Here is a 22,251-nt window from a genome sequence, read left to right on the forward strand (position 1 = left end):
GATGGCCCCGGGAGGCTCCGTGTTCAACGCGTTCGAGGAACTCTTCGCACCCGGCCGCAAACACACCCGCGACGAACAGAACCGTCTGGAACTGACCCGCGAGGACGTCGGCGACAACGACCCCGGACGCGGACCGATAGATCTCGCGTCCGGGAAGGTACTCGTACGACGGCCTGAGCCGTCGGCCGAGGAGGGCGACGCGGACGACGTGGACGACGAGGGAGACATGCACGACGAGGGAGACGTGCACGGCGTGGACGACGCCTGGGAGACGTGACGGCCGCTCCTCAGCTCACCTGCACCTCCAGAATTCTGTCGTCCCCGTCCTTCGGGTTGCCCCGTCCGTCCGTGTTGCTCGTCGTCACCCACAGCCTGTCGCCGCCCGCCGACACCACCGTCCGCAGCCGGCCGTACTCGCCCTCCAGGAAGGCCTGCGGGTCCGCCGAGGCCTCCGTGCCGTCCAGGGGGATGCGCCAGAGGCGTTGGCCCTTCAGGCCCGCCATCCAGACGGAGCCCTCGGCATAGGCGATGCCGCTGGGGGATGCATCGTCCGTGCCCCACTGGGCCAGCGGGTTGCGGTACTTGGCGTCGTCGGACTTGCCCTCGACCTCCGGCCAGCCGTAGTTGTCGCCCGGCTTGATCGCGTTCAGCTCGTCCCAGGTGTCCTGGCCGAACTCCGCGGCGAACAGGCGCTGTTTGGAGTCCCAGGCCAGGCCCTGGACGTTCCGGTGGCCGTACGAGTACACGGGGGAGTCGGGGAAGGGGTTGCCCGGGGCCGGCTCACCTTCCGGTGTCAGACGCAGGATCTTGCCGCCCGTGGACTCCTTGTCCTGCGACAGGCCCGTGTCGCCGCTCTCGCCCGTGCCCGCGTACAGCATCTTGTCCGGGCCGAAGGCGATCCGGCCGCCGTTGTGGATGAAGCCCTTGGGGATGCCCTTGAAGATCGTGTCGGGCGCGCCCAGCTGTTCGCCGGACGGCTTCTGCTCGTCGTACAGCATTCGGACGATGCGGTTGTCCGAGGCCGAGGTGAAGTACGCGTAGATCATGTGGTCCGAGGCGTAGTCCGGCGACAGTGCCAGGCCCATGAGGCCGCCCTCGCCCGCCGGTGAAACCCCCGGCACCTCGCCCAACTCGCTCTTCTTGCCCGTCTTCCCGTCGATCCGCGTGATCGTGGCCTCGTCGCGGGAGGAGACGAGCAGGTCGCCGTCGGGGAGCGGGGCCAGGCCCCAGGGCGTGTTCAGACCCTCGGCGACCGTGCGCAGCACCTTGACCGAGCCCTGTGCCGGCGGGGTCTCCTCGGCCGTCCGCCGCGAAGGCGGCGACCCCGAATCCGTAGTGCTCGATGCCGCGCTTCCGCCCTGTCCCGGTGAGCCCCCGTCGTCGGAGGAACAACCGACCGTCAGCAGGAGCGCGGCCGTGGCCATTACGGCCGTCACAACTCGACGTTGCACGATCAAGGTCCCTTCGACGCGGCGGGTTCTACTTTTCTTACACCGCTCGCGCCTCACAGGTTCCCGATCCAAGAACCCCGAATCACCACTGCCCGGCGGCCGCGTCGCTCACCCCAGATGGAAGCCGGTGCGTGTGCGCCGACGGCGAGCGAGGGCACGGCGGCTGGTGGCATCAGGATCCGGGCAGCTGAGGCAGACCTCCGGGCTGCCCAGCGGCGGCTGTGGCAGGGCGCGGGCCACCAAAGTTGCGGCCCTTCACCTCCCACGGCCCCCGGCCCTCCAGGCCCCCGGCCCTCCGGCCTGTGGACTTCCCGGCCTGGCTCTCCGGGCCTTGAGGTCTCTGGGCCTCCGGGCCTCCCGGGCTTGCCAAGTCTCCGGACTTCCGGCTTCCGGGGGCGGCTCTCGGGGCCTTCAGGTTCCGGGGCCTCAGGCTCCCAGGCCTTTCAAGCCCCGGACCTCGGGCCCGCAGACCTCCGGCGTCCAGCCTTTCCAGGCCCTCCGGCCTCCAGGCCCTCCGGCCCCCCCCGCAGTCCTCCCCTGCGGCCCTCCAGGCCCTCCTGCCCTCGCGGCCCTCCAGACCCTCCGGCTAGTCTTCGCTCCGTATCCCGGCGGCCGTCGCGGCCAGTGCCCGAGGCGTCAGTCCCAGGAGCCCAGTGCTCGTGGCAGTTCTGCCACCTCCGTCAGGTCCTCCGGCGTCAGGCGTATCCCCTCGGCCCCCGCGTTCTCGGTCACCCAGCGCTCCTGCTTGGTGCCGGGTACCGGAACCACGTGGCGGCCCTGGGCCAGCACCCACGCCAGTGCCACCTGTGCGGGGGTGACGCCGGCCCCGTGCCGGGCCGCGATCCGGCGCAGGCCGGCGACTATCGGCTGGTTCGCCGCCATCATCTCGGCGGTGAAGCGCGGGTGCCGGGCGCGGACGTCGTCCGGTTCGAAGCCCTGGCCCGGGGTCAGCGTGCCGGTGAGGAAGCCGTTGCCCAGGGGCATGGCCGCCAGGAAGCCCACGCCGCGTGCCTCGCACCACGGCAGCAGCGTCTCCAGGGCCTCCGGCGACCACACCGACAGCTCCGCCTGCACGGCGCTCACCGGGAACACCTGCTGCACCCGCTGCAACTGGCGGATCGTCGCGTCGTGCAGGCGGGTTCCCGAGCGGCGGCCACTCCGCGCGCCCACCGCGCACAGCCCCAACGACCGTACTTTTCCGGCCTGGACGAGTTCCGCCATCGCGCCCCACGTCTCCTCGACCGGGACTTCGGGATCCGCGCGGTGCAGTTGGTAGAGGTCGATGACGTCCGTCTGCAGGCGGCGCAGAGAGGCGTCGCACGCCCGCTTCACATAGCCGGGACGGCCGTTGGCCACGATGTGCTGTTCGCCCACCAGCAGGCCGACCTTGGTCGACACGAACGCGTCCTGGCGGCGCTCCTTCAACGCCCGCCCCAGCAACAGCTCGTTGGTGAACGGACCGTACATGTCGGCCGTGTCCAGCAGCGACGAGCCCAGATCGAGCGCCCGGTGCACCGCCCTGAGCGACTCCTCGCCCCGCTGCCGGGACGAGCTGTACGCCCAGCTCATCGGCATGCACCCGAGCCCGACGGCTCCCACCGCGAGTGCCGCCGCGCCCATCGTCCTGCGCTCCACCTGGCCGTAACCCTCCCTCTTCCGGCACCCCAACCTAACCTCTGCACACCTGTTCGCCTGACATAGCCTCCAGAGCATGACTGCTGATGTGTGGCTCCCCATCCCGCCGGAAGAGATCGAGGGCCTGCCGGAGGGCCCCACCTACCGTTTCTGGAACGGCGCCGAGGACTTCCCCGCCGACCCGGCGGAGTGCGCCTTCTACGTCGTCCCCTACATGAAGGCGCCCGAGCTCGGGCAGCGTCCCCTGCCGGAGATGAGCTCGGTACAGGTCGTGCAGACGCTCTCCGCAGGCACCGACCACGTGGAGCCGGGCCTCAAGCACCTCCGGCCGGGCGTGCGGCTGTGCAACGCGCGCGGGGTGCACGAGGCGAGCACCGCCGAACTCACCCTCACGCTGGTCCTCGCCTCGCTGCGCGGCATCCCCGATTTCGTACGCGCCCAGGACAAGGGGGAGTGGGTCGGCGGATTCCGGCCCGCGCTGGCGGACAAGAGCGTCCTCATCGTGGGATACGGCTCGATCGGGGCCGCGATCGAGGACCGGCTCGCACCCTTTGAACTGGCGCGGGTGGCGCGCGTCGCGCGCTCTGAGCGCACCACGGCGCGCGGACCCGTGCATCCGCTCACCGAACTGCCCGCCCTGCTCCCGCAAGCGGACGTCGTCATCCTGTCCACGCCCCTGACGGACGCCACCCGGCACCTGGTCAATGCCGACTTCCTCGCCCGGATGAAGGACGGCGCGCTGCTGGTCAACGTCGCCCGGGGCGGCGTCGTCGACACCAAGGCGCTGCTCGCCGAGCTGGAGACGGGGCGCATCACCGCAGCCCTGGACGTCACCGAACCGGAGCCGCTGCCCCGCGAACACCCCTTGTGGCGTGCGCCGGGTGTGCTGATCAGTCCGCATGTGGGCGGGCCGACGTCGGCGTTCCTGCCGCGCGCGAAGAGGTTGCTGGTGGACCAGTTGAGTCGTTTCGTGAACCGGGAGCCTCTGCGCAACGTGATCCTTACGACCGGTTCGTAATCCGCTTCGAGTACCCTCCGCAACCTCACAGAAGCGGTCCGTACTCGCATATGCGCTGGTCGTCACGGAGCGTAGAGGCACTATGTCCCTGAGTGACGAGACTGGTGTATCGTCCCGACAGGGGATGCGCCGCGCTCGTTCGGCGCCGGGGATGGATATTTCAGATTTGTGAGGGGGGCGACGGGCGATGCACGGCCTATGGACCAACGACCCGACGCGGCGGGGCCGCCGCCGACGACCCTGGTACACGTCCGCGCGCAGACGCGGCCACCGCGACGCTCACGGCTGCCCACACAGCCATAACCACCGCAGGCACAGCAGCCGCAGGCGGCATGCGCACCCAGCGCACCGGGACCCTCGGGATCCGGGAGTGGCGCGGACCGGGAGGGCCCGGTGAGCTCGCCACCGTCTGGCACGACCACCCTCGACGGAGCGCTGCGGGCACAGTCCTCGTCGGCGGCGATGCTGCCCCGCCGGCCGTCCTTCGGTGGTGGCAAGGGATTCGTCCGCCAGCTCGTTCTGGCCCTGGTGTGCGCGGGATACGCCCTCGGTTCCGCGGTCGGCTGGGGCTCGGACCAAGTCGCGCTGATCATGGGCGACTTCGGGCTGGCCGCCGCGGCCGGCGCCGCTGCCGTGTCCTGCTTCCGCTACGCCCGTAGCCGCCGTATCCGGTTTCGGCCGGCCTGGCTGCTGTTCGCTCTCTCCTCGGCCATGGCGGCCCTCGGCAACCTGGTCTGGGGGTGGTACGAGGTCGTCCTGGAACAGCCCGTGCCCAGCCCCTCCTACGCCGACGGGTTCTTCCTGTGCTTCGCGCCGCCCGCCATCGTGGGACTCCTGGTGCTCGCAAAGCGGCCGGTGACGAAGGCCGGCTGGGTCTGTCTCGGGCTGGACGCCTGGCTGATCGGCGGCTCGCTGCTGACCCTGGCGTGGAGCCTCGCCCTCGCCCAGGCCGCCAAGATCGACGCCGGCGGCGGGGCGAGCGTGGCGCACACCGCGCTCTCGCTCGCCTACCCGCTGCTCGACATCGCCTTGGTCAGCATGGTGCTCGCGCTGCACTTCCGCCGCTCGTCGGCGAACCGCACCGCGGTCAACACCGCGATCGGCGCGCTCGCCCTGACCGTGATGTGCGACGCCCTGTTCACCTCGCCGCTGCTGCACAACAGCTACCGCTCCGGCCAGCTGCTCGACGCGGGCTGGTTCGCCGGCTCGCTGCTCCTGGCCTACGCCCCGTGGGCCGCGCCCCGGGGCGGAGAGGGCGAACGACAGGACGGGTCGGGGCACACGCGCGTGGTGCACGAGCACGTGCCCGGACAGCGCGGCGCGAGCCATCACCACACGCCCGCGCAGGGAGGTGAGCACAGCCGGTACCCGGCCAACCGGCCGATCGCCGGCTCCCTGGCCGCGCTCACGCCGTACCTCGCCGCCGCCGTCTGCACGCTGGGGATCCTCTACAACGTCCTCAACGGCCGCAGCGTCGACCGCGTGGTGCTCATCACCGGCGGCACGGTCGTGCTCGCGCTCGTGGTGCGCCAGGGCATCATGCTGCTCGACAACATCACCCTCACCCAGGAACTGGCGCAGAAGGAGAACCACTTCCGCTCCCTGGTGCAGGGCTCCAGCGACGTCATCATGATCGCCGCACCCAACGGCATGCTCCGGTACGTCTCCCCGGCCGCAGCCGGGGTCTACGGCCGCACCGCCGAGGAGCTGGTGGGTACGGAACTGGCCAATCTCATCCACCCGGAGGACCTGGGCTGCGTGGTGCACGAGGTGCGCCGCTTCCTCGCCGCCAGCCCACTTGAGGAACCCACTACGCGCATCGAGTGCCGCTTCCGGTCCGGCGAGGACGGGTGGCTCAACGTCGAGTCGACCGTCAACCGGCACCACGGCGGCCTCATCTTCAACAGCCGGGACGTGACCGAAAGAGTGCGCCTGCAGGCGCAGCTCCAGCACAACGCCGAGCACGACCCGCTCACCGACCTGCCCAACCGCGCGCTGTTCACCAAGCGCGTGCAGCAGGCCCTGTCCGGCCGCCGCGCTTCCGACCGGGGTCTGGCCCTGCGCAACACGGCCGTCCTCTTCATCGACCTCGACGGCTTCAAGGGCGTCAACGACACGATCGGGCACCAGGCCGGGGACGAGCTGCTCGTCCAGGCCGCCCGCAGACTCCAGGAGGCGGTCCGGGGCGGGGACATCGCGTCCCGGCTGGGCGGCGACGAGTTCGCGGCCCTGATCGGCGGGGACAACACCCGAGATCGCACCGCCCGCGAACGACACATCCTGGAGCTCGCCGACCGCCTCAGGGTGACGCTGTCGCAGCCCTACCTCATCGACGGCAACGATGTCCGTGTCAACGCCTCCATCGGCGTCGCCTTCGCCGAGCCGGGCCTCGGCGCCGGCGAGCTGCTGCGCAACGCCGACCTGGCCATGTACCGCGCCAAGGCGGGCGGCAAGGGCCGCGTCGAGCTGTACAAGCCGCAGATGCAGCAGGACGTCGTACGCAAGGCGGAGCTGGCCACGCGCCTGCGTGCCGCGCTGCACGACGGGGAGTTCGCGCTGCTGCACCAGCCGGTGGTCTGTCTGGAGGACGGCCGGATCACGTCGGTCGCCACCCAGGCCCGCTGGCGCTCCTCGCAGGGGGTGCTGTTCACCCCGGCCGAGTTCCTGCGGGTGGCCGAGGACAGCGACAAGACCGCCGAGCTGAGCCGCTGGATGCTGGAGGAGGCCGTCGAACAGGCCGCCGAGCGCTCCGCGACCGGGCTCGCCGTACCCGTCACCGTGCGGGTGGGCGCGCGCAGGCTGCTGGACCGGTCGATGCCGCTCGGCTCGATCGAGGCGCTGCTGACCCGGCACGGACTGCCGTCCGGGGCGCTGGTCATCGAGCTGTCCGACCTCGACCCCCGCATCTCGCTGGACGAACTGGAGCGCCGCCTGAGCGGCCTGCGCAGACTCGGCGTCCGGGTCGCCCTGGACGGCTTCGGCAGCGGATACGCGGCGCTCACGGCCCTGCGCCGGCTCCCTGTCGACGTACTCAAGCTCGACCGCGGTCTGGTCGAGGGAGTCGTCGAGTCCGCGCGGCTGCACAAGATCACCGGTGGGCTGCTGCGGATCGCCGGCGACCTCGGGCTGCACTCCGTGGCCGACGGCGTGGACCTGCCGGAACAGGTCGTCGCACTGCGCGCGATGGGGTGCACGCACGGGCAGGGCATGGCGTTCTCCGGTCCGCTGGACGAGTACCGGCTGCGCCGGGCGCTCAGTTCCGGCCACTATCCGGTGCCCCACGGACCGGCGGAGCCCGCGTTCGCGGGCGTGAGAGAGCCGCAGGGGCGCGTCGGTGTCGAGGGTGCTGGGGGTCCCCCCTCTGGGGGAGCGCGGAAGCCCGAAGGGCTGAGCACGGTCGCGGCCTCGACACCGACAGTGGCGCCCCGGAGGTGAATGACCATGGAAAGGGGCGGCGCGGGGGTGTACACCGGTGGTGTGACCGCTGTTCTCGGAGGCGGCAGTGCCCTTTGCTCACATAATGAGACTCCCGTCCCACCCACTTGACAGTGGGTGTGTGCCGGGGAGAGGGTCAGTGCCATGCGCACCCGAATTCTCGTACTTGGAAAGCGCGTCGGCTGAAGCTGGTGACGTCCGGACAGACCCGGAACTCCCAGCCTCCACACCCGGCGCGCTCCCCTCGCTTGCCTTATGGCACGAGGGGTTTTTTGTTGCACAGGCACGAGTCGTGCAGCACCGAAACTCCGCCCAAACCTCGCAAAAACCCTCAGCATCGAGAAGAGAATGCCGATGACCGAGCAGGCCACCGGGGCCCATCACCCGCAGCCGCGGCCCCGATCCGGAGGACACCAGTCCGCCCCCGAGCACGTCACGGGTGCGCAGTCCCTCATCCGCTCTCTCGAGGAGGTCGGGGCCGACACGGTATTCGGCATTCCCGGCGGTGCGATCCTTCCGGCGTACGACCCGTTGATGGACTCCACCCGGGTGCGCCACGTCCTGGTCCGCCACGAGCAGGGCGCCGGCCACGCCGCCACCGGTTACGCCCAGGCCACCGGCAGGGTCGGCGTCTGTATGGCGACCTCCGGCCCCGGTGCGACCAACCTGGTGACGCCGATCGCGGACGCCCACATGGACTCGGTGCCGCTCGTGGCGATCACCGGGCAGGTGGCCTCCAAGGCGATCGGTACGGACGCCTTCCAGGAGGCGGACATCGTCGGCATCACGATGCCGATCACCAAGCACAACTTCCTGGTCACCAAGGCCGAGGACATCCCGCGGATCATCGCGCAGGCGTTCCACATCGCCTCCACCGGCCGCCCCGGCCCGGTCCTGGTCGACATCGCCAAGGACGCCCTCCAGGCGCAGACCACCTTCTCCTGGCCGCCCACCATGGACCTGCCCGGCTACCGGCCCGTCACCAAGCCGCACGCCAAGCAGATCCGTGAGGCCGCCAAGCTCATCACCTCCGCGAAGCGCCCCGTCCTGTACGTCGGCGGCGGCGTGATCAAGGCCGGCGCCACCGCCGAGCTGAAGGTCCTCGCGGAACTCACCGGAGCGCCCGTCACCACCACCCTGATGGCGCTCGGCGCATTCCCCGACGGCCACCCGCTGCACGTGGGAATGCCGGGCATGCACGGTGCGGTCACCGCCGTCACCGCGCTGCAGAAGGCCGACCTGATCGTCGCCCTCGGAGCCCGCTTCGACGACCGCGTCACCGGCAAGCTGGACAGCTTCGCCCCGTACGCCAAGATCGTCCACGCCGACATCGACCCGGCCGAGATCGGCAAGAACCGCGCCGCCGACGTGCCGATCGTCGGTGACGCCCGCGAGGTCATCGCCGACCTGGTCCAGGCCGTCCAGAAGGAGCACGCCGAGGGCCACCAGGGCGACTACAGCGCCTGGTGGAAGGACCTCAGCCGCTGGCGCGACACCTACCCGCTCGGCTACGACCAGCCCGAGGACGGCTCGCTCTCCCCGCAGCAGGTCATCGAGCGCATCGGCCAACTCGCCCCGGAGGGCACGATCTTCGCGGCGGGCGTCGGCCAGCACCAGATGTGGGCCGCGCACTTCATCCAGTACGACAAGCCCGCCACCTGGCTGAACTCCGGCGGAGCCGGAACGATGGGCTACGCGGTCCCGGCCGCGATGGGCGCCAAGGCCGGAGCCCCGGACAAGGCCGTCTGGGCGATCGACGGCGACGGCTGCTTCCAGATGACCAATCAGGAGCTCACCACCTGCGCCCTGAACAACATCCCGATCAAGGTCGCCATCATCAACAACGGCGCCCTCGGGATGGTCCGCCAGTGGCAGACCCTCTTCTACAACCAGCGCTACTCCAACACCGTGCTGCACTCCGGCCCCGAGGCCGACGGCAAGCAGCCGAGCGCCGGCACCCGCGTCCCCGACTTCGTCAAGCTGTCGGAGGCCATGGGCTGCTACGCGATCCGCTGCGAGTCGCCGGACGACCTGGACAAGGTCATCGAAGAGGCGAACTCCATCAACGACCGCCCGGTCGTCATCGACTTCATCGTCCACGAGGACGCGATGGTGTGGCCGATGGTCGCCGCCGGCACCTCCAACGACGAGATCATGGCCGCCCGGGACGTCCGCCCCGACTTCGGCGACAACGAAGACGACTGAGCGAGAGAGACGTAAAAGATCATGTCCAAGCACACGCTCTCCGTCCTGGTGGAGAACACGCCGGGCATCCTCGCCCGGATCGCCGCCCTGTTCTCCCGCCGCGGCTTCAACATCGACTCGCTCGCGGTCGGTGTCACCGAGCACCCCGACATCTCCCGCATCACCATCGTGGTGAACGTCGAGGACCTGCCGCTGGAGCAGGTGACCAAGCAGCTCAACAAGCTGGTCAACGTGCTCAAGATCGTCGAGCTGGAGCCCGGTTCGGCCGTTCAGCGGGAACTCGTTCTGGTGAAGGTGCGCGCCGACAACGAGACGCGCTCCCAGATCGTCGAGATCGTCCAGCTGTTCCGCGCCAAGACCGTCGACGTCTCCCCGGAGGCCGTCACGATCGAAGCCACCGGCAGCAGCGACAAGCTGTCCGCCATGCTGAAGATGCTGGAGCCGTACGGCATCAAGGAGCTCGTCCAGTCCGGCACGATCGCGATCGGACGCGGTGCCCGTTCGATCACCGACCGGTCGCTGCGCGCCCTCGACCGCTCGGCCTGAGTCCCGTACGGCTCGTCGCGGCCTTCCGGACGAGCCACTCGTAGAAGATTCACGTACGACCGGAATCGGGCGGTCGGAACCTCACCGGCCGCCCGCATTCCGAGACCCCGAGACCTCCCTCACCCCCGCCGTCATACGGTGGGACGCAACACCTGCACACAAGGAGAGAACCCAAAGTGGCCGAGCTGTTCTACGACGCCGACGCCGACCTGTCCATCATCCAGGGCCGCAAGGTCGCGGTCATCGGTTACGGCAGCCAGGGCCACGCCCACGCGCTGTCGCTCCGTGACTCGGGTGTCGACGTCCGCGTCGGTCTGCACGAGGGCTCCAAGTCCAAGGCGAAGGCCGAGGAGCAGGGCCTGCGCGTGGTGACCCCGTCGGAGGCCGCCGCCGAGGCCGACGTCATCATGATCCTCGTCCCGGACCCGATCCAGGCCCAGGTCTACGAGGAGCACATCGCCCCGAACCTGAAGGACGGCGACGCCCTGTTCTTCGGCCACGGCCTGAACATCCGCTACGGCTTCATCAAGCCCCCGGCCGGCGTCGACGTCTGCATGGTCGCCCCCAAGGGCCCGGGCCACCTGGTCCGCCGCCAGTACGAGGAGGGCCGCGGCGTTCCGTGTATCGCCGCCGTCGAGCAGGACGCCACGGGCAACGCCTTCGCGCTCGCCCTGTCGTACGCCAAGGGCATCGGTGGCACCCGCGCCGGCGTCATCAAGACGACCTTCACCGAGGAGACCGAGACCGACCTGTTCGGTGAGCAGGCCGTCCTCTGCGGAGGTACGGCCGCCCTGGTGAAGGCCGGTTTCGAGACGCTGACCGAGGCCGGCTACCAGCCGGAGATCGCGTACTTCGAGTGCCTGCACGAGCTGAAGCTGATCGTGGACCTCATGTACGAGGGCGGCCTGGAGAAGATGCGCTGGTCGATCTCCGAGACCGCCGAGTGGGGCGACTACGTCACCGGCCCGCGGATCATCACCGACGCCACCAAGGCCGAGATGAAGAAGGTCCTCGCCGAGATCCAGGACGGCACCTTCGCCCAGGCCTGGATGGACGAGTACCACGGCGGTCTGAAGAAGTACAACGAGTACAAGCAGCAGGACTCCGAGCACCTGCTGGAGACCACCGGCAAGGAGCTGCGCAAGCTCATGAGCTGGGTGAACGAGGAGGCGTAAGCCTCAGCCGGCGGGGCCGGAGCATGCCGCTCCGGCCCCGTTGTCCAACCCGTCGCATCACGGACGGGTGATCCTTACACAGAGGCGCAGGACGACCCACGATGCGCCACTACACTGCCGTACTACATACGCGTCAGGCCCACAGCGTCGTGCGTCTTCCACGCGGCCACTAACCCTCCACCGCATGCGGCCGTCGGGACGGCCGTCCGCATTGGACATGTGAGGACTCACGTGAGCTCGAAACCCGTCGTACTCATCGCTGAAGAGCTTTCGCCCGCGACTGTGGACGCCCTTGGTCCGGACTTCGAGATCCGGCACTGCAACGGCGCCGACCGGGCCGAGCTGCTGCCCGCCATCGCCGACGTGGACGCGATCCTGATCCGCTCCGCCACCAAGGTCGACGCCGAGGCGATCGCCGCCGCCAAGAAGCTCAAGGTCGTCGCGCGAGCCGGCGTCGGCCTCGACAACGTCGACGTCTCCGCCGCCACCAAGGCCGGCGTGATGGTCGTCAACGCCCCCACCTCGAACATCGTGACCGCCGCCGAGCTCGCCTGCGGTCTCCTCGTCGCCACCGCCCGCCACATCCCGCAGGCCAACGCCGCGCTGAAGAACGGCGAGTGGAAGCGCAGCAAGTACACGGGTGTGGAGCTTGCCGAGAAGACCCTCGGTGTCGTGGGTCTGGGCCGGATCGGTGCGCTGGTCGCTCAGCGCATGTCCGGCTTCGGGATGAAGGTCGTGGCCTACGACCCCTACATCCAGCCCGCGCGCGCCGCCCAGATGGGCGTCAAGGTGCTGTCGCTGGACGAGCTGCTCGAGGTCTCCGACTTCATCACCGTCCACCTGCCCAAGACCCCCGAGACCGTCGGCCTCATCGGCGACGAGGCGCTGCGCAAGGTCAAGCCCAGCGTGCGCATCGTCAACGCCGCGCGTGGCGGGATCGTCGACGAGGAGGCGCTGTACTCCGCCCTCAAGGAGGGCCGGGTCGCCGGCGCCGGTCTCGACGTGTACGCGAAGGAGCCCTGCACGGACTCCCCGCTGTTCGAGTTCGACCAGGTCGTCGCCACCCCGCATCTCGGTGCCTCCACCGACGAGGCGCAGGAGAAGGCCGGTATCGCCGTCGCCCGCTCGGTGCGCCTCGCCCTCGCCGGTGAGCTCGTGCCCGACGCGGTCAACGTCCAGGGCGGCGTCATCGCCGAGGACGTCAAGCCGGGTCTGCCGCTCGCCGAGCGCCTCGGCCGCATCTTCACGGCGCTCGCCGGTGAGGTCGCGGTCCGCCTCGACGTCGAGGTGTACGGCGAGATCACCCAGCACGATGTGAAGGTGCTGGAGCTCAGCGCCCTCAAGGGCGTCTTCGAGGACGTCGTCGACGAGACGGTGTCGTACGTCAACGCCCCGCTGTTCGCGCAGGAGCGCGGCGTCGAGGTGCGGCTGACCACCAGCTCGGAGGCCACCGACCACCGCAACGTCGTCACCGTGCGCGGCACGCTCACGGACGGCGAGGAGGTGTCGGTGTCCGGCACGCTGGCCGGCCCGAAGCACCTGCAGAAGCTCGTCGCGGTCGGCGACTACGACGTGGACCTCGCGCTCGCCGACCACATGGCCGTCCTGAAGTACGAGGACCGTCCGGGTGTCGTCGGCACCGTCGGCCGCATCTTCGGCGAGGCCGGCATCAACATCGCCGGCATGCAGGTCTCGCGTGCCGTCGCCGGCGGTGAGGCGCTGGCCGTCCTGACCGTCGACGACACGGTGCCCGCCGCGGTGCTCACCGAGGTCGCCGAGGAGATCGGGGCGACGTCCGCCCGTGCGGTGAACCTGGTCTGAGGTCTCGCGAAGGCCTGAGGTCTCTCAAACGCCGGACGCGCTGAGCTTGCTCGGCGCGTCCGGCGTTTCGCATGCGGGCTCCGGCACCTCGACCCGGCGCAGCGTGACCGCCGCCAGCCCCGCCGCGCCCGCCAGCAGTACCGCCCCCGCGATCGCCGCCGCCTGCATCCCGCTGGTGAACGCCTCCCGCGCCGCCGTCGCCAGTCCCGGGACCCGGTCGGCGACCGCCAGCGCTCCGCCCAGCGTCTCGTGCGCCACGTCCGGTGCCGACGCCGGCATCTCGTGACGGTAGATCGCCGTACCGATCGAGCCGAGGACCGCCATCCCCAGGGCGCCGCCGAACTCCGCGCCCGTCTCCATCAGGGAGGACGCCGACCCCGCCCGCTCCACCGGGGCGGTGCCCAGCGCGAGGTCCATGATCTGGGACATCACCGTGACGATCCCGACCGCCAGGACCCCGCACGCGGCCAGCACCAGCCACATCGAGTCCGTGTCGGCCAGGGCCAGCAGGCCGTAGCCGCACGCGGCGATCGCGAAGCCCGCGGTGACGACGTACGCGCGGTTGGCGCCCTTCTGCACCAGCTGGGTCGCGATCGGCGCCGCGGCCCCGATCGGCACCGACGGCAGCAGCGCCCACAGCGCCGCCTCCAGCGCGCTCTTGCCGAGCACGGACTGCAGGTACTGCGTGGTGAAGAACGCCGAGCCCATCATCCCGAACGTGGCGACCAGGTTCAGGCCGACCGAAGGCGCGAAGCCGCGGCCGCGGAACAGGGCCGGGGAGATCATCGGTGCGGCCGCGGTGCGCTGGCGGTGGACGAACAGGGCCGCGAAGAGCAGGCCCACGGTGATCGAGACGACGTACCGGACGTTCCAGCCCTCGGACGGGATCTCCTTCAGGCCGTAGATCACGGGGAGCACGGCGGCCATGGACAGCGGGACGCTCAGCCAGTCGAAGCGGCCGGGTCCGGGGTCCCTGGACTCGGGGAGCAGGATCGGGCCGAGGGCCAGGAGCAGCAGCATCGCCAGCAGGTTGACCAGGAAGACCGAGCCCCACCAGAAGTACTCGACGAGGACACCGCTCAGCACCGAGCCGAGCGCGACTCCGGCTGTCATGACGCCGGACCACATGCTGATCGCCTTCGCCCGTTGGCCGGGGTCGGTGAACATCGTGCGGATCAGGGCCAACGTCGACGGCATCAGCGTCGCGCCGCCGATGCCGAGGACCGCGCGGGCCGCGATCAGGGTCTCGGCGCTGGTGGCGTAGGCCGCCACCAGTGAGGCGGTGCCGAAGGCGGCGGCGCCGATCAGAAGCAGCCTGCGGCGGCCGATGCGGTCGCCGAGCGAGCCCATCGTCATCAGCAGGCCGGCCAGCACGAAGGCGTAGATGTCGAAGATCCACAGCTGTTGGGTGCCGGTCGGCTCCAGGTCCGCGCTGATCGCGGGGATCGCGAAGTAGAGGACGGAGACGTCCATGGAGACCAGCAGCAGCGGAAGCATCAGTACGGCGAGGGCGGTCCATTCGCGGCGGCCGGCACGGGTGCCCGGGGAGGGGTTCGTCGAGTTCGTCATGGCGCGACTGTACGAACGTTTTAAACGGTTGTCTAGAACGATTGTATAAGTCGCTCGTCTAGGACGGGTGTATGGATCGCGAGTAGGCTGGTCCGCATGGGACACCGTGAAGATCTGCTCGAAGGCGCCAAGCGCTGCCTGCTGGCCAAGGGCTTCGTGCGCACGACGGCGCGCGACATCGTCAAGGAGTCGGGGACCAACCTGGCCTCGATCGGCTACCACTACGGCTCGAAGGACGCGCTGCTGGCGCAGGCGTACGTGTCGTTGGTCGAGGGGATGGGCGACGCCTTCGAGGGCGACGGGGCCGCCGGGATCAGCGCCGAGCCCGGCTCGGTCGAGCGGTTCCGGGAGGTGTGGTCGAACATCATCGGCACCATGCGGGAGCCCGGTTCGCTGTGGCGCCTCAGCATGGAGATCGTGGTCATGGGCGACCAACTGCCCGAGGTGCGCGACCACTTGGCGGTGGCGCAGCGGGAGGCCGGGAGGGGCCTGGTTCCGCTGCTGATGGGCGGGCGGGAGGAGGACGTCCTGAACGAGACCGCGGACACCCTGGGCATGTTCTATGTGACCCTGATGACCGGGCTCATCGCCCAGTGGACCTTCGACCCCAAGACCGCCCCTTCCGCCGAGCAGCTCACCGAAGGCCTCCGCCAGGTGATCGACGCCGCTACCCGGAAGTGACGCGTCCCTCGCGCATCTCGATCGTCCGGTCCGCGAAATGCCGTACGACCGCCCGGTCGTGGCAGATGAACAGGTAGCCGAGGCCGAGGTCGTCCTGGAGGTCGGCGAGCAGGTTCAGCACGCCGGCCCGCACGGAGGGATCGAGGGCCGACACCGGCTCGTCCAGGACCAGCAGTCGTGGCTCGGACGCCAACGCGCGGGCGATTCCGACGCGTTGGCACTGGCCACCGGAGAGCTCGTGCGGGCGGCGGTCACCGTACGACGGGTCCAGGCCGACCCGGTCGAGGAGTTCGGCGACTCGGGCGGGGCCGTCGGCACCGGTCCAGCGGCCCTGGACCTTCAGCGGTTCCGCCACGGCGTCGCGGATGCGGTGGCGGGGGCTCAGCGAGCCGTACGGGTCCTGGAAGACGGGCTGCATGCGCGGGCGGAGCGGGCGCAGCTCGCGCTCGGTGAGGGTCGTCAACTCCCGCCCCTCGAAGCGGACTTCACCGGCGTGCGGGCGGTGCAGCTGGAGGACGGCCAGGGCCGTGGAGGACTTGCCGCAGCCGGAGGGGCCGTTGAGGGCGAGGGTCTCGCCCTCGGCCAGGCTGAGCGAGACGTGGTCGACCGCGGTGACGTCGCCGTAGCGGACCACGAGGTCGCGGACGTCGAGCAGGGGGTCAGTCATGCCGGTTGCCGCTCCTCTTCCTGGAACAACTCCGTGGCCGGGTGGGGGAGTTCCGGCCAGTGGTGGCAGGCCACCAGACGTCCCTGCAGCTCCTGCGGCTCCGGTTCCTCCGTACGGCAGGTGTCCGTTGCGAGCGGGCAGCGCGGGGCGAAGGCGCAGCCCGGTGGGAGTGCGCCGGGGGCGGGTGGGGTGCCGCGCAGGGCGGGGAGGCGGCGGCCGGGGGATGCGTGCTGGGGGAGGGAGGCCAGCAGGCCTGCTGTGTACGGGGCGCGGGGGCGGCCCAGTACCTCGTCCGCCGGGCCGAGTTCGGTGAGGCGGCCGGCGTACATGACCAGCACGCGGTCCGCGTGGTCCCGTACGACGTCCATGTCGTGGGTGACGAGCACGAGCGCGGCGCCCACCGCCTCCCGCTGCTCGGCGAGTACCCGCAGCACCTGGTCGCGGTGCTCCTCGTCCAGGGCGGTGGTGGGCTCGTCGGCGACGACGATGTCGGGTTCGTTGATCGTCGCCATCGCGATGACCGCGCGCTGCCGCATACCGCCGGAGTACTCGTGCGGATACGCCCGTGCCTTGCGGGCGGCGTCCGGGATGCCGACCCGGTCGAGCGCGGCTACCGCCCGGTCCCGGGCCTCCTTGCGGGAGACGCGCGCCACCGACCGTACGGCGGCGGCGAGTTGGTCGCCGACCGGGTGCACGGGGGACAGGGCGGACAGGGCGTCCTGCGGGACGAGGGAGATACGGCGGCCGCGGTGGGCCGCGAGGTCCGGCTCGATCGTCCCGCTCGTCGTCGCGCCCCGGGGCAGCATGCCCAGCAGCGCCCGGGCCGTGAGGGACTTGCCGGCCCCCGACTCGCCGACGATCGCCAGGACTTCGCGTGGCCGGACGTCGAAGGACAGGCCGCGCACGGCCTCGACCCCCTCGAAGGCGATCCGCAGCTCGCGCACCGACAGCAGCGGTTCGCGGGGGCGCTCAGACTCCAACGGAGGTCTCCTTCTGTACGACGCGTGCGCCGCGCCTGGTGCTGGAGGCACCGATGGCCCTGCGGGTCGGCCGCCTCCCCTGCACGGCCGCCGCCCCCGACACCGCCAGCCCGGCGAGAAGGGCCAGCGCCACCGCCGGAGCGAGGGCCGCCCAGGGGGCGCGTTCGACATAGGCGCGGGACTCGTCGAGCAGCAGGCCCCACTCGGGGGTGGGCGGCTGGGCGCCCAGGCCCAGGAAGCCGAGGGACGCCAGGGCGAGGGCGATGCCGGGCAGGCGCAGCAGGGCGTGGCGGGCGACCGGGGCGGCGACGGACGGCAGGACGTGCCGGGTGAGGATCCAGAACGGGGTCGCGCCCATGGCTCGTTGGGCGGTGAGGAACGCCGATGCCCGCACCTCCTGCACCAGTGCCGCCGCGTGCGCGGACAGCGCCGGCCAGGAGATCAGGGCGACCGCGAGGGCCGCGCCCCCGGTGCCGGGACCGGCCGCCGCGGCGACCAGGATGCCGACGATCACCGGGGGCAGGGCGTTGGCGATGTCGGCCGCGCCGGCCGCGATGCCGGGCAGGAAGCCCAGCGCGAGTGCGACGAGCAGGCTCAGCACACAGATGGCGGCGGCCGTGCCGACCGTCGAGGCGGCGCCGTGGCCGAGCCGGGCGAGCACATCGCGGCCGAGGGCGTCGGTGCCGAGCGGGTGCGCCCAGGCGGGGGCGGCGAGGCGGGCGCCGGTGTTCACGGTGTACGGGTCGCGCAGCAGGCCCCAGCCGATGGTCACGGCGAGGAGCGTGAACAGGGCCGACGGGATCGCCGGGTGGGTACGGACCGGACGTGCCGGGGGCAGTGTCAGCCCGGCGTCCCGCAGGGCGGGGCCCAGCAGCCGGCGCCGTACACCCACCGCCGCCGCGCCCGCGACCAGGCCGAGCAGCAGCAGGGCCAGGACCGAGCCCTGGAGCAGCGGCAGGTCCTGCGACTTGGCCGCGCCGAGAGCCGTACGGCCGATGCCGGGTACGGCGAACACCATCTCCACCGCGACCGCGCCGCCGGTCAGGCCGACGGCGACCATCCCGAACTGCGGTACCAGCGGCGGCAGTACGCGCTTGAGGGCGGCCGCCGAGACTCTCGTACGGCTCACTCCCGCACCCCGCCACAGCTCCACCCACCGCTCGTCCAGCACGGCGGGCAGCGCGTCCGCGACCAGCCGGCCGAGCAGACCGCCCGCCGGGACACCGAGGGCGAGCGCGGGCAGCACCAGGTACTCGGGACCCGCCCAGCCGGCCGTCGGCAGCCACCCCAGCCACACCCCGCACACCAGCAGTGCGATGGTGGCCAGCAGGAACTCCGGTAGGGCCACCAGCATCGCGGCGAACGCCCCGGCCGACCCACGCCCCCGGACCAGCACCGGCGCCACCAGTACGGCGGCCAGCACGACCGCCACGCCGAGCGCCGCGCCCATCAGGGCCAGCGATACCTGGAGGCCGGCGATGACGGACGGCAGGACCTCGGTGCCCGACACCCAGGAGGTGCCGAAGTCTCCGTGCAGCAGGTCCGAGGCCCAGTTCCCCAGCAGGGAGAGCGGGCCGGCGTCCAGGCCGAGGTCCTGGCGGATCGCGGACAGGGCCTCCTCGGTCGGCTCCTGCTCGGCCGACCGGGCGCGCAGCACGGTGAGCGCCGGGTCCCGGTGCGAGAGCCAGGGCAGCAGGCCGACGGTGGCCAGGACGGCGACCAGACAGACGAGGCGGGTCAGCCCGGCCGGGCTGACCACGTTCCTTGCCGTGCGCCTCACTTGACGTACGTGTTCAGGGTGACGAGTTCGCGCTCGCGCGGGTCGTGAGCGGCGTCCACGACACCCTTGGCGTCGCCCTGGATCACCCGCTCGTGGAGCATCGGCACGGCGGCGTCGGTGGCGAGCACGGCGGCCTCGGCCTCGATGATCGCCCTGCGGCGGGCGTCGCCGGCCTTCGTCTCGCCGGCCTTCTTCAGCGCGGCGTCCACGGAGGAGTCGGCGAGCTGGGAGAGGTTGAAGGAGCCGTCGGAGGCGAAGTCGCTGTACAGGTAGGCGGCCGGGTCGCCGGAGTCCAGGACGGTGGCGCGGGAGAGGATGAACGCGTCGAACTTGCCTGCGAGGGCGTCGGATTCGATGTTCGCGTACTCGCGGACGTCGAGCTTCACCTTGAACCCGGCCTTCTGCAGCTGCTGCTGCAGCGTGGCGGCGACCTCGGGCAGTTCGGCCCGGTCGGTGAAGGTGCCGATAGTGATCGTCGTGCCGTTCGGCTTGCCGGCCTTCGTGTGCTTGACGGGCGTGCGCAGTTCGGCCGCCCACGGCAGGGCAGGCCCCAGCAGCCCCTTGGCGACATCGGCGCGCCCCTCGTACACGCCCTCGACGATCGACTTGGCGTCGATCGCCTCCCGGGCGGCGGCGCGCAGCGAGGCGTCCTCGAAGGCGCCCTTCTCGGTGTTCAGGTAGAGGGTGTTGGTGCGCGGCATCGGGACCTCGGTGATCAGGTCCTGATCGAGGACGGCGGCCTGGGAGACCGGAATCGCCTCGACGATGTCGGCCTCGCCGGTGCGCAGTGCGGCGGCGCGGGCCGTCCCGTCCGGCACGAACGTGACGTCGATTCCCGGGCTCTTGGCCTTGCCGCCCCAGTACTTGTCGTAGCGGTCGAGAGTGGCGGAGGAGGTGCCGTTGACCTTGACGAGTTCGAAGGGTCCGGTGCCGGCGCCGACGGGGTTCACCGTCTTCCCCTTGTAGGCCTTGGCGGCCAGGATCGACAGCTGGGGCGAGCTCAGCCGCTGCGGGACGAGAGGGTCCTCGGTGCCGGTGGTGACCTTGACCGTGTCGGTGTCCTCGGCCTTCGCGGTCAGTTCCACGCCGTCGAGGATGCGGGGTTTGGGGGAGGCGCCGACGGCCTTGGTGAGCGACCGCACGACGGCCTTTGCGTCGAGCTTCGTGCCGTCGTGGAAGGTGACGCCGTCGCGTATCTCGAAGGTCCAGGTGCGGCCGGACTGCTGCCACTCGGTGGCGAGGGCGGGCCGGGCGTCGCCCTCCTTGTCGAGCTTCACCAGGGTCTCGGCCGTCGACCAACGCGAGAGCTTGAAGGCGTCGTCGCTCAGGGGGGACAGGCCGGAGCGGGGCGGCAGCATGTGCGCGACACGGATGCGCTGGCCGCCCGCCCCCGCGTCAGCGGACGACTCCGCTCCGGCGAAGCAGCCGGTGAGCAGTGCGGAGGCCGCGGTGACGGCGGTGACGGGGAGCAGGTGGCGGGCGGGCAGGCGCACGGGACCCTCCGGGTGAAAGGGCGGGTAAAAGGGCGGTCAAGAGAGCGGTTGCCGTGACCGTAGCATGATGACAATCATTTCCAATAATTCGCCTTATGCGTGCCCGCTCCGGGCGCCCGCCGCCGTTACCGCAGGCCGTGGCGCCGCCGTTCCTCCGCGGTGTCGATCCGAAGGGTTCTGTCGTTCGGCACGGAGGCGATCCGGGTGCCGTCGGGCGACCAGGCAACCGCCTGGACGAAGCCGGTCGGGCCGGTCAGGCGGCGCAACTCCGCACCGGTGGCCGCGTGGGCGTTACCGCCCGGCCGAGAGATTCACCCGCGCCGGTCGCCCCGCCGAACGAGCCCCGGCATTCCTACAGCCGCGCACCCTTCAACACCATGTGCAGCAACAACCGGTCCTCCCCGTCGTCCAGGTCCAGGCCCGTGAGCTGTTCGACGCGGGAGAGGCGGTAGTAGAGGGTCTGGCGGTGGATGCCGAGTTCGGCGGCTGTCCGGCCGGCCTGGCCCGCGCAGTCGAGGTAGACCTCGGCGGTGCGGGCGAGTTCGTGGTGGGCGGGGGAGAGGAGAGGGGCGACCGCCCGGTCGTGGAGCGTCTCCGGGGCGAGGGACGTCAGCAGGCGGTACGGCCCGATGCGCGACCACTCGGCCACCGGTCCGAACCGCGGTTCCGCCAGCGCCGCGCGCGCCGCGGCCGACGCCTCCTGCCAGGCGGCGCCCAGATCCGCGAGACCGGTGCGGGGTTCGCCGAGGCCGGCCGCCACCCGTGGCCGGCCCTGCGCGGGCAGCCGGGACGGCGATTGAGGCCGGCGGTCCTCCACGGGGCGGGCCGCGAACCGGTCCGGGCCCTTGCTCGGCGTCGGGGACGGCGATTCGGCCGGGCCTTCCTTCAACAGGCGGGACGCCGCCGCCAGCGCCGCCGTCCGCACCTCGGGTGAGCGCAGCCGTACGAGCACCGCAAGGCTCTGTCCGGTCTCCGCCACTGCCTTGAGGGCGTGGGAGGCACCCCCGTCCCACGGCACCGTGCACAGCGCCGTCGCGTGCGGCACCGTACGCACGGACGGGGCGTCGTCGGGGTCGGCCGAGGGCCAGGGGGCCACGCAGACGACCATATGGACGCCGTCCGCGCGAGAGCCCAGGGCCGTGCGCAGCTCGGCGACCGCCATGTCCCCCTGCCAGCCCGGCTCCGCGGTCAGTACCGCCCGCAGCTCCCGGCTCAGATCCGCCCCGTGCTGCGCCTCGTCCGCGAGCAGCGCGCCGATCCGGGCGGTCACCTCCATCGCCGCCGCGAGCTGCCGCTCGGTCGGGCCCGGATCGTCGTCGAGGAGCCAGACGTAGCCCAGCACCACACCCCGGTGGCGTACCGGGAGACAAATACGTCCGCGGTACACCCCGGCCTCCGGGGTCGGCGGGATGCGCACCGGGCCGGTCGCCCGCGTGATGCCGAAGCCCTCGAACCAGGTCCGCACCGCCGTCGTGGAGCGGCGCGTCAGGATCGAGCGGGTACGGACGGGATCCAGGGCGGATGCGTCGAGCTCGCCCTCGCTGTCGTACGCACCGAAGGCGATCAGCTCGAAGTCCCGGTTCTCCAGCGTCGCGGGGGCGCCGAGGAGCTCCGAGATCTCGTCGACCAGCTCCTGGTAGTCGTCCTTGCGGTCCTTGAATTCCGGCGTCACCCGGGCATTCTCCCGCATTTTCGCGAAGCCTTCATACATCTGTCTGAGATCTGCGGCACGGATGCGTGACAGCTGTCGATGGCCGCCGTTCGGAGGGATCCTTAGGTTTCACGGTGGTTCTCC

Annotated in this window: 16 protein-coding genes; 8 read left to right on the forward strand and 8 right to left on the reverse strand. The window is 71.1% G+C overall.

Features of this window, described 5'->3' with window-relative positions; all coding sequences use genetic code 11:
• Nucleotides 1–19: 19 nt before the first annotated feature.
• The gene (locus EHO50_RS33925) at nucleotides 20–277 is read left to right on the forward strand and encodes a DUF6191 domain-containing protein (RefSeq protein ID WP_128435091.1); all 258 of its coding nucleotides are present in this window, start codon (nucleotides 20–22) and stop codon (nucleotides 275–277) included.
• Nucleotides 278–287: 10 nt separating this feature from the next.
• On the opposite strand, the gene EHO50_RS33930 is transcribed toward EHO50_RS33925, so the two are convergent.
• Both EHO50_RS33930 and EHO50_RS33940 read right to left on the reverse strand, forming a co-directional pair.
• Nucleotides 288–1,436, reverse strand: coding sequence for a PQQ-dependent sugar dehydrogenase (locus EHO50_RS33930; RefSeq protein ID WP_164905031.1), 1,149 nt, complete (start codon nucleotides 1,434–1,436; stop codon nucleotides 288–290).
• Nucleotides 1,437–2,087: 651 nt separating this feature from the next.
• Nucleotides 2,088–3,086: an aldo/keto reductase gene (locus EHO50_RS33940; RefSeq protein WP_128435093.1), complete on the reverse strand. Its 999-nt coding sequence runs from the start codon at nucleotides 3,084–3,086 to the stop codon at nucleotides 2,088–2,090.
• A 76-nt stretch (nucleotides 3,087–3,162) separates the two neighbouring features.
• Between EHO50_RS33940 and EHO50_RS33945 the strand changes: the two genes are divergently transcribed.
• The 6 genes from EHO50_RS33945 to serA all read left to right on the forward strand — a co-directional run bounded on the left by EHO50_RS33945 (nucleotide 3,163) and on the right by serA (nucleotide 13,286).
• Nucleotides 3,163–4,104 carry a 2-hydroxyacid dehydrogenase gene (locus tag EHO50_RS33945; protein ID WP_128435094.1) on the forward strand — a complete coding sequence of 314 codons (942 nt, stop codon included), beginning with the start codon at nucleotides 3,163–3,165 and terminating at the stop codon, nucleotides 4,102–4,104.
• Nucleotides 4,105–4,497: 393 nt separating this feature from the next.
• Nucleotides 4,498–7,539, forward strand: coding sequence for a putative bifunctional diguanylate cyclase/phosphodiesterase (locus EHO50_RS33955; RefSeq protein WP_246101683.1), 3,042 nt, complete (start codon nucleotides 4,498–4,500; stop codon nucleotides 7,537–7,539).
• A 348-nt stretch (nucleotides 7,540–7,887) separates the two neighbouring features.
• Nucleotides 7,888–9,744 (forward strand): acetolactate synthase large subunit, encoded by a 1,857-nt coding sequence (locus EHO50_RS33960; protein WP_128435095.1) that lies wholly within the window; start codon nucleotides 7,888–7,890, stop codon nucleotides 9,742–9,744.
• 21 nt (nucleotides 9,745–9,765) lie between these two features.
• Nucleotides 9,766–10,290, forward strand: coding sequence for an acetolactate synthase small subunit (gene ilvN / locus EHO50_RS33965; protein WP_043504310.1), 525 nt, complete (start codon nucleotides 9,766–9,768; stop codon nucleotides 10,288–10,290).
• Nucleotides 10,291–10,466: 176 nt separating this feature from the next.
• Nucleotides 10,467–11,465 (forward strand): ketol-acid reductoisomerase, encoded by a 999-nt coding sequence (gene ilvC / locus EHO50_RS33970; RefSeq protein WP_126395275.1) that lies wholly within the window; start codon nucleotides 10,467–10,469, stop codon nucleotides 11,463–11,465.
• A 231-nt stretch (nucleotides 11,466–11,696) separates the two neighbouring features.
• Nucleotides 11,697–13,286, forward strand: a complete 1,590-nt coding sequence (gene serA / locus EHO50_RS33975; protein WP_128435096.1) for a phosphoglycerate dehydrogenase — start codon at nucleotides 11,697–11,699, stop codon at nucleotides 13,284–13,286.
• A gap of 24 nt (nucleotides 13,287–13,310) precedes the next feature.
• Here the strand turns inward: serA and EHO50_RS33980 are convergent, their stop codons facing one another.
• A complete protein-coding gene (locus tag EHO50_RS33980) occupies nucleotides 13,311–14,855 on the reverse strand; it encodes an MFS transporter (protein ID WP_128435097.1) in 1,545 nt (514 codons plus the stop codon).
• A 96-nt stretch (nucleotides 14,856–14,951) separates the two neighbouring features.
• Between EHO50_RS33980 and EHO50_RS33985 the strand changes: the two genes are divergently transcribed.
• Nucleotides 14,952–15,536: a TetR/AcrR family transcriptional regulator gene (locus EHO50_RS33985; RefSeq protein ID WP_128435098.1), complete on the forward strand. Its 585-nt coding sequence runs from the start codon at nucleotides 14,952–14,954 to the stop codon at nucleotides 15,534–15,536.
• On the opposite strand, the gene EHO50_RS33990 is transcribed toward EHO50_RS33985, so the two are convergent.
• The 5 genes from EHO50_RS33990 to EHO50_RS34010 all read right to left on the reverse strand — a co-directional run bounded on the left by EHO50_RS33990 (nucleotide 15,523) and on the right by EHO50_RS34010 (nucleotide 22,146).
• Nucleotides 15,523–16,203: an ATP-binding cassette domain-containing protein gene (locus EHO50_RS33990; protein ID WP_128435099.1), complete on the reverse strand. Its 681-nt coding sequence runs from the start codon at nucleotides 16,201–16,203 to the stop codon at nucleotides 15,523–15,525. The two genes, EHO50_RS33985 and EHO50_RS33990, sit on opposite strands and share 14 nt — an antisense overlap.
• Complete coding sequence (locus EHO50_RS33995) at nucleotides 16,200–17,183, reverse strand: ABC transporter ATP-binding protein (protein WP_128435100.1); 984 nt, start codon at nucleotides 17,181–17,183, stop codon at nucleotides 16,200–16,202. Before EHO50_RS33995 ends, EHO50_RS33990 begins: the two co-directional genes overlap by 4 nt.
• Complete coding sequence (locus EHO50_RS34000; RefSeq protein ID WP_128435101.1) at nucleotides 17,173–18,963, reverse strand: ABC transporter permease subunit; 1,791 nt, start codon at nucleotides 18,961–18,963, stop codon at nucleotides 17,173–17,175. Before EHO50_RS34000 ends, EHO50_RS33995 begins: the two co-directional genes overlap by 11 nt.
• Nucleotides 18,960–20,456 (reverse strand): ABC transporter substrate-binding protein, encoded by a 1,497-nt coding sequence (locus EHO50_RS34005; protein WP_128435102.1) that lies wholly within the window; start codon nucleotides 20,454–20,456, stop codon nucleotides 18,960–18,962. The genes EHO50_RS34000 and EHO50_RS34005 overlap by 4 nt, the downstream gene beginning before the upstream one ends.
• Nucleotides 20,457–20,808: 352 nt before the next feature.
• Nucleotides 20,809–22,146 carry a PucR family transcriptional regulator gene (locus EHO50_RS34010; protein WP_128435103.1) on the reverse strand — a complete coding sequence of 446 codons (1,338 nt, stop codon included), beginning with the start codon at nucleotides 22,144–22,146 and terminating at the stop codon, nucleotides 20,809–20,811.
• Nucleotides 22,147–22,251: the final 105 nt, after the last annotated feature.

The sequence above is a fragment of the Streptomyces cyaneus genome (genome assembly GCF_004028635.1).
In the GTDB taxonomy this organism is placed as follows: Bacteria; Actinomycetota; Actinomycetes; order Streptomycetales; family Streptomycetaceae; genus Streptomyces; species Streptomyces cyaneus.

Coding starts and splice junctions, on each gene's coding strand:
- EHO50_RS33945 (WP_128435094.1), top strand. CDS start 3,163: ATGACTGCTGATGTGTGGCTCCCCATCCCGCCGGAAGAGATCGAGGGC.
- EHO50_RS33960 (WP_128435095.1), top strand. CDS start 7,888: ATGCCGATGACCGAGCAGGCCACCGGGGCCCATCACCCGCAGCCGCGG.
- ilvN (WP_043504310.1), top strand. CDS start 9,766: ATGTCCAAGCACACGCTCTCCGTCCTGGTGGAGAACACGCCGGGCATC.
- EHO50_RS33980 (WP_128435097.1), bottom strand. CDS start 14,855: ATGACGAACTCGACGAACCCCTCCCCGGGCACCCGTGCCGGCCGCCGC.
- EHO50_RS33985 (WP_128435098.1), top strand. CDS start 14,952: ATGGGACACCGTGAAGATCTGCTCGAAGGCGCCAAGCGCTGCCTGCTG.
- EHO50_RS33990 (WP_128435099.1), bottom strand. CDS start 16,203: ATGACTGACCCCCTGCTCGACGTCCGCGACCTCGTGGTCCGCTACGGC.
- EHO50_RS34010 (WP_128435103.1), bottom strand. CDS start 22,146: ATGCGGGAGAATGCCCGGGTGACGCCGGAATTCAAGGACCGCAAGGAC.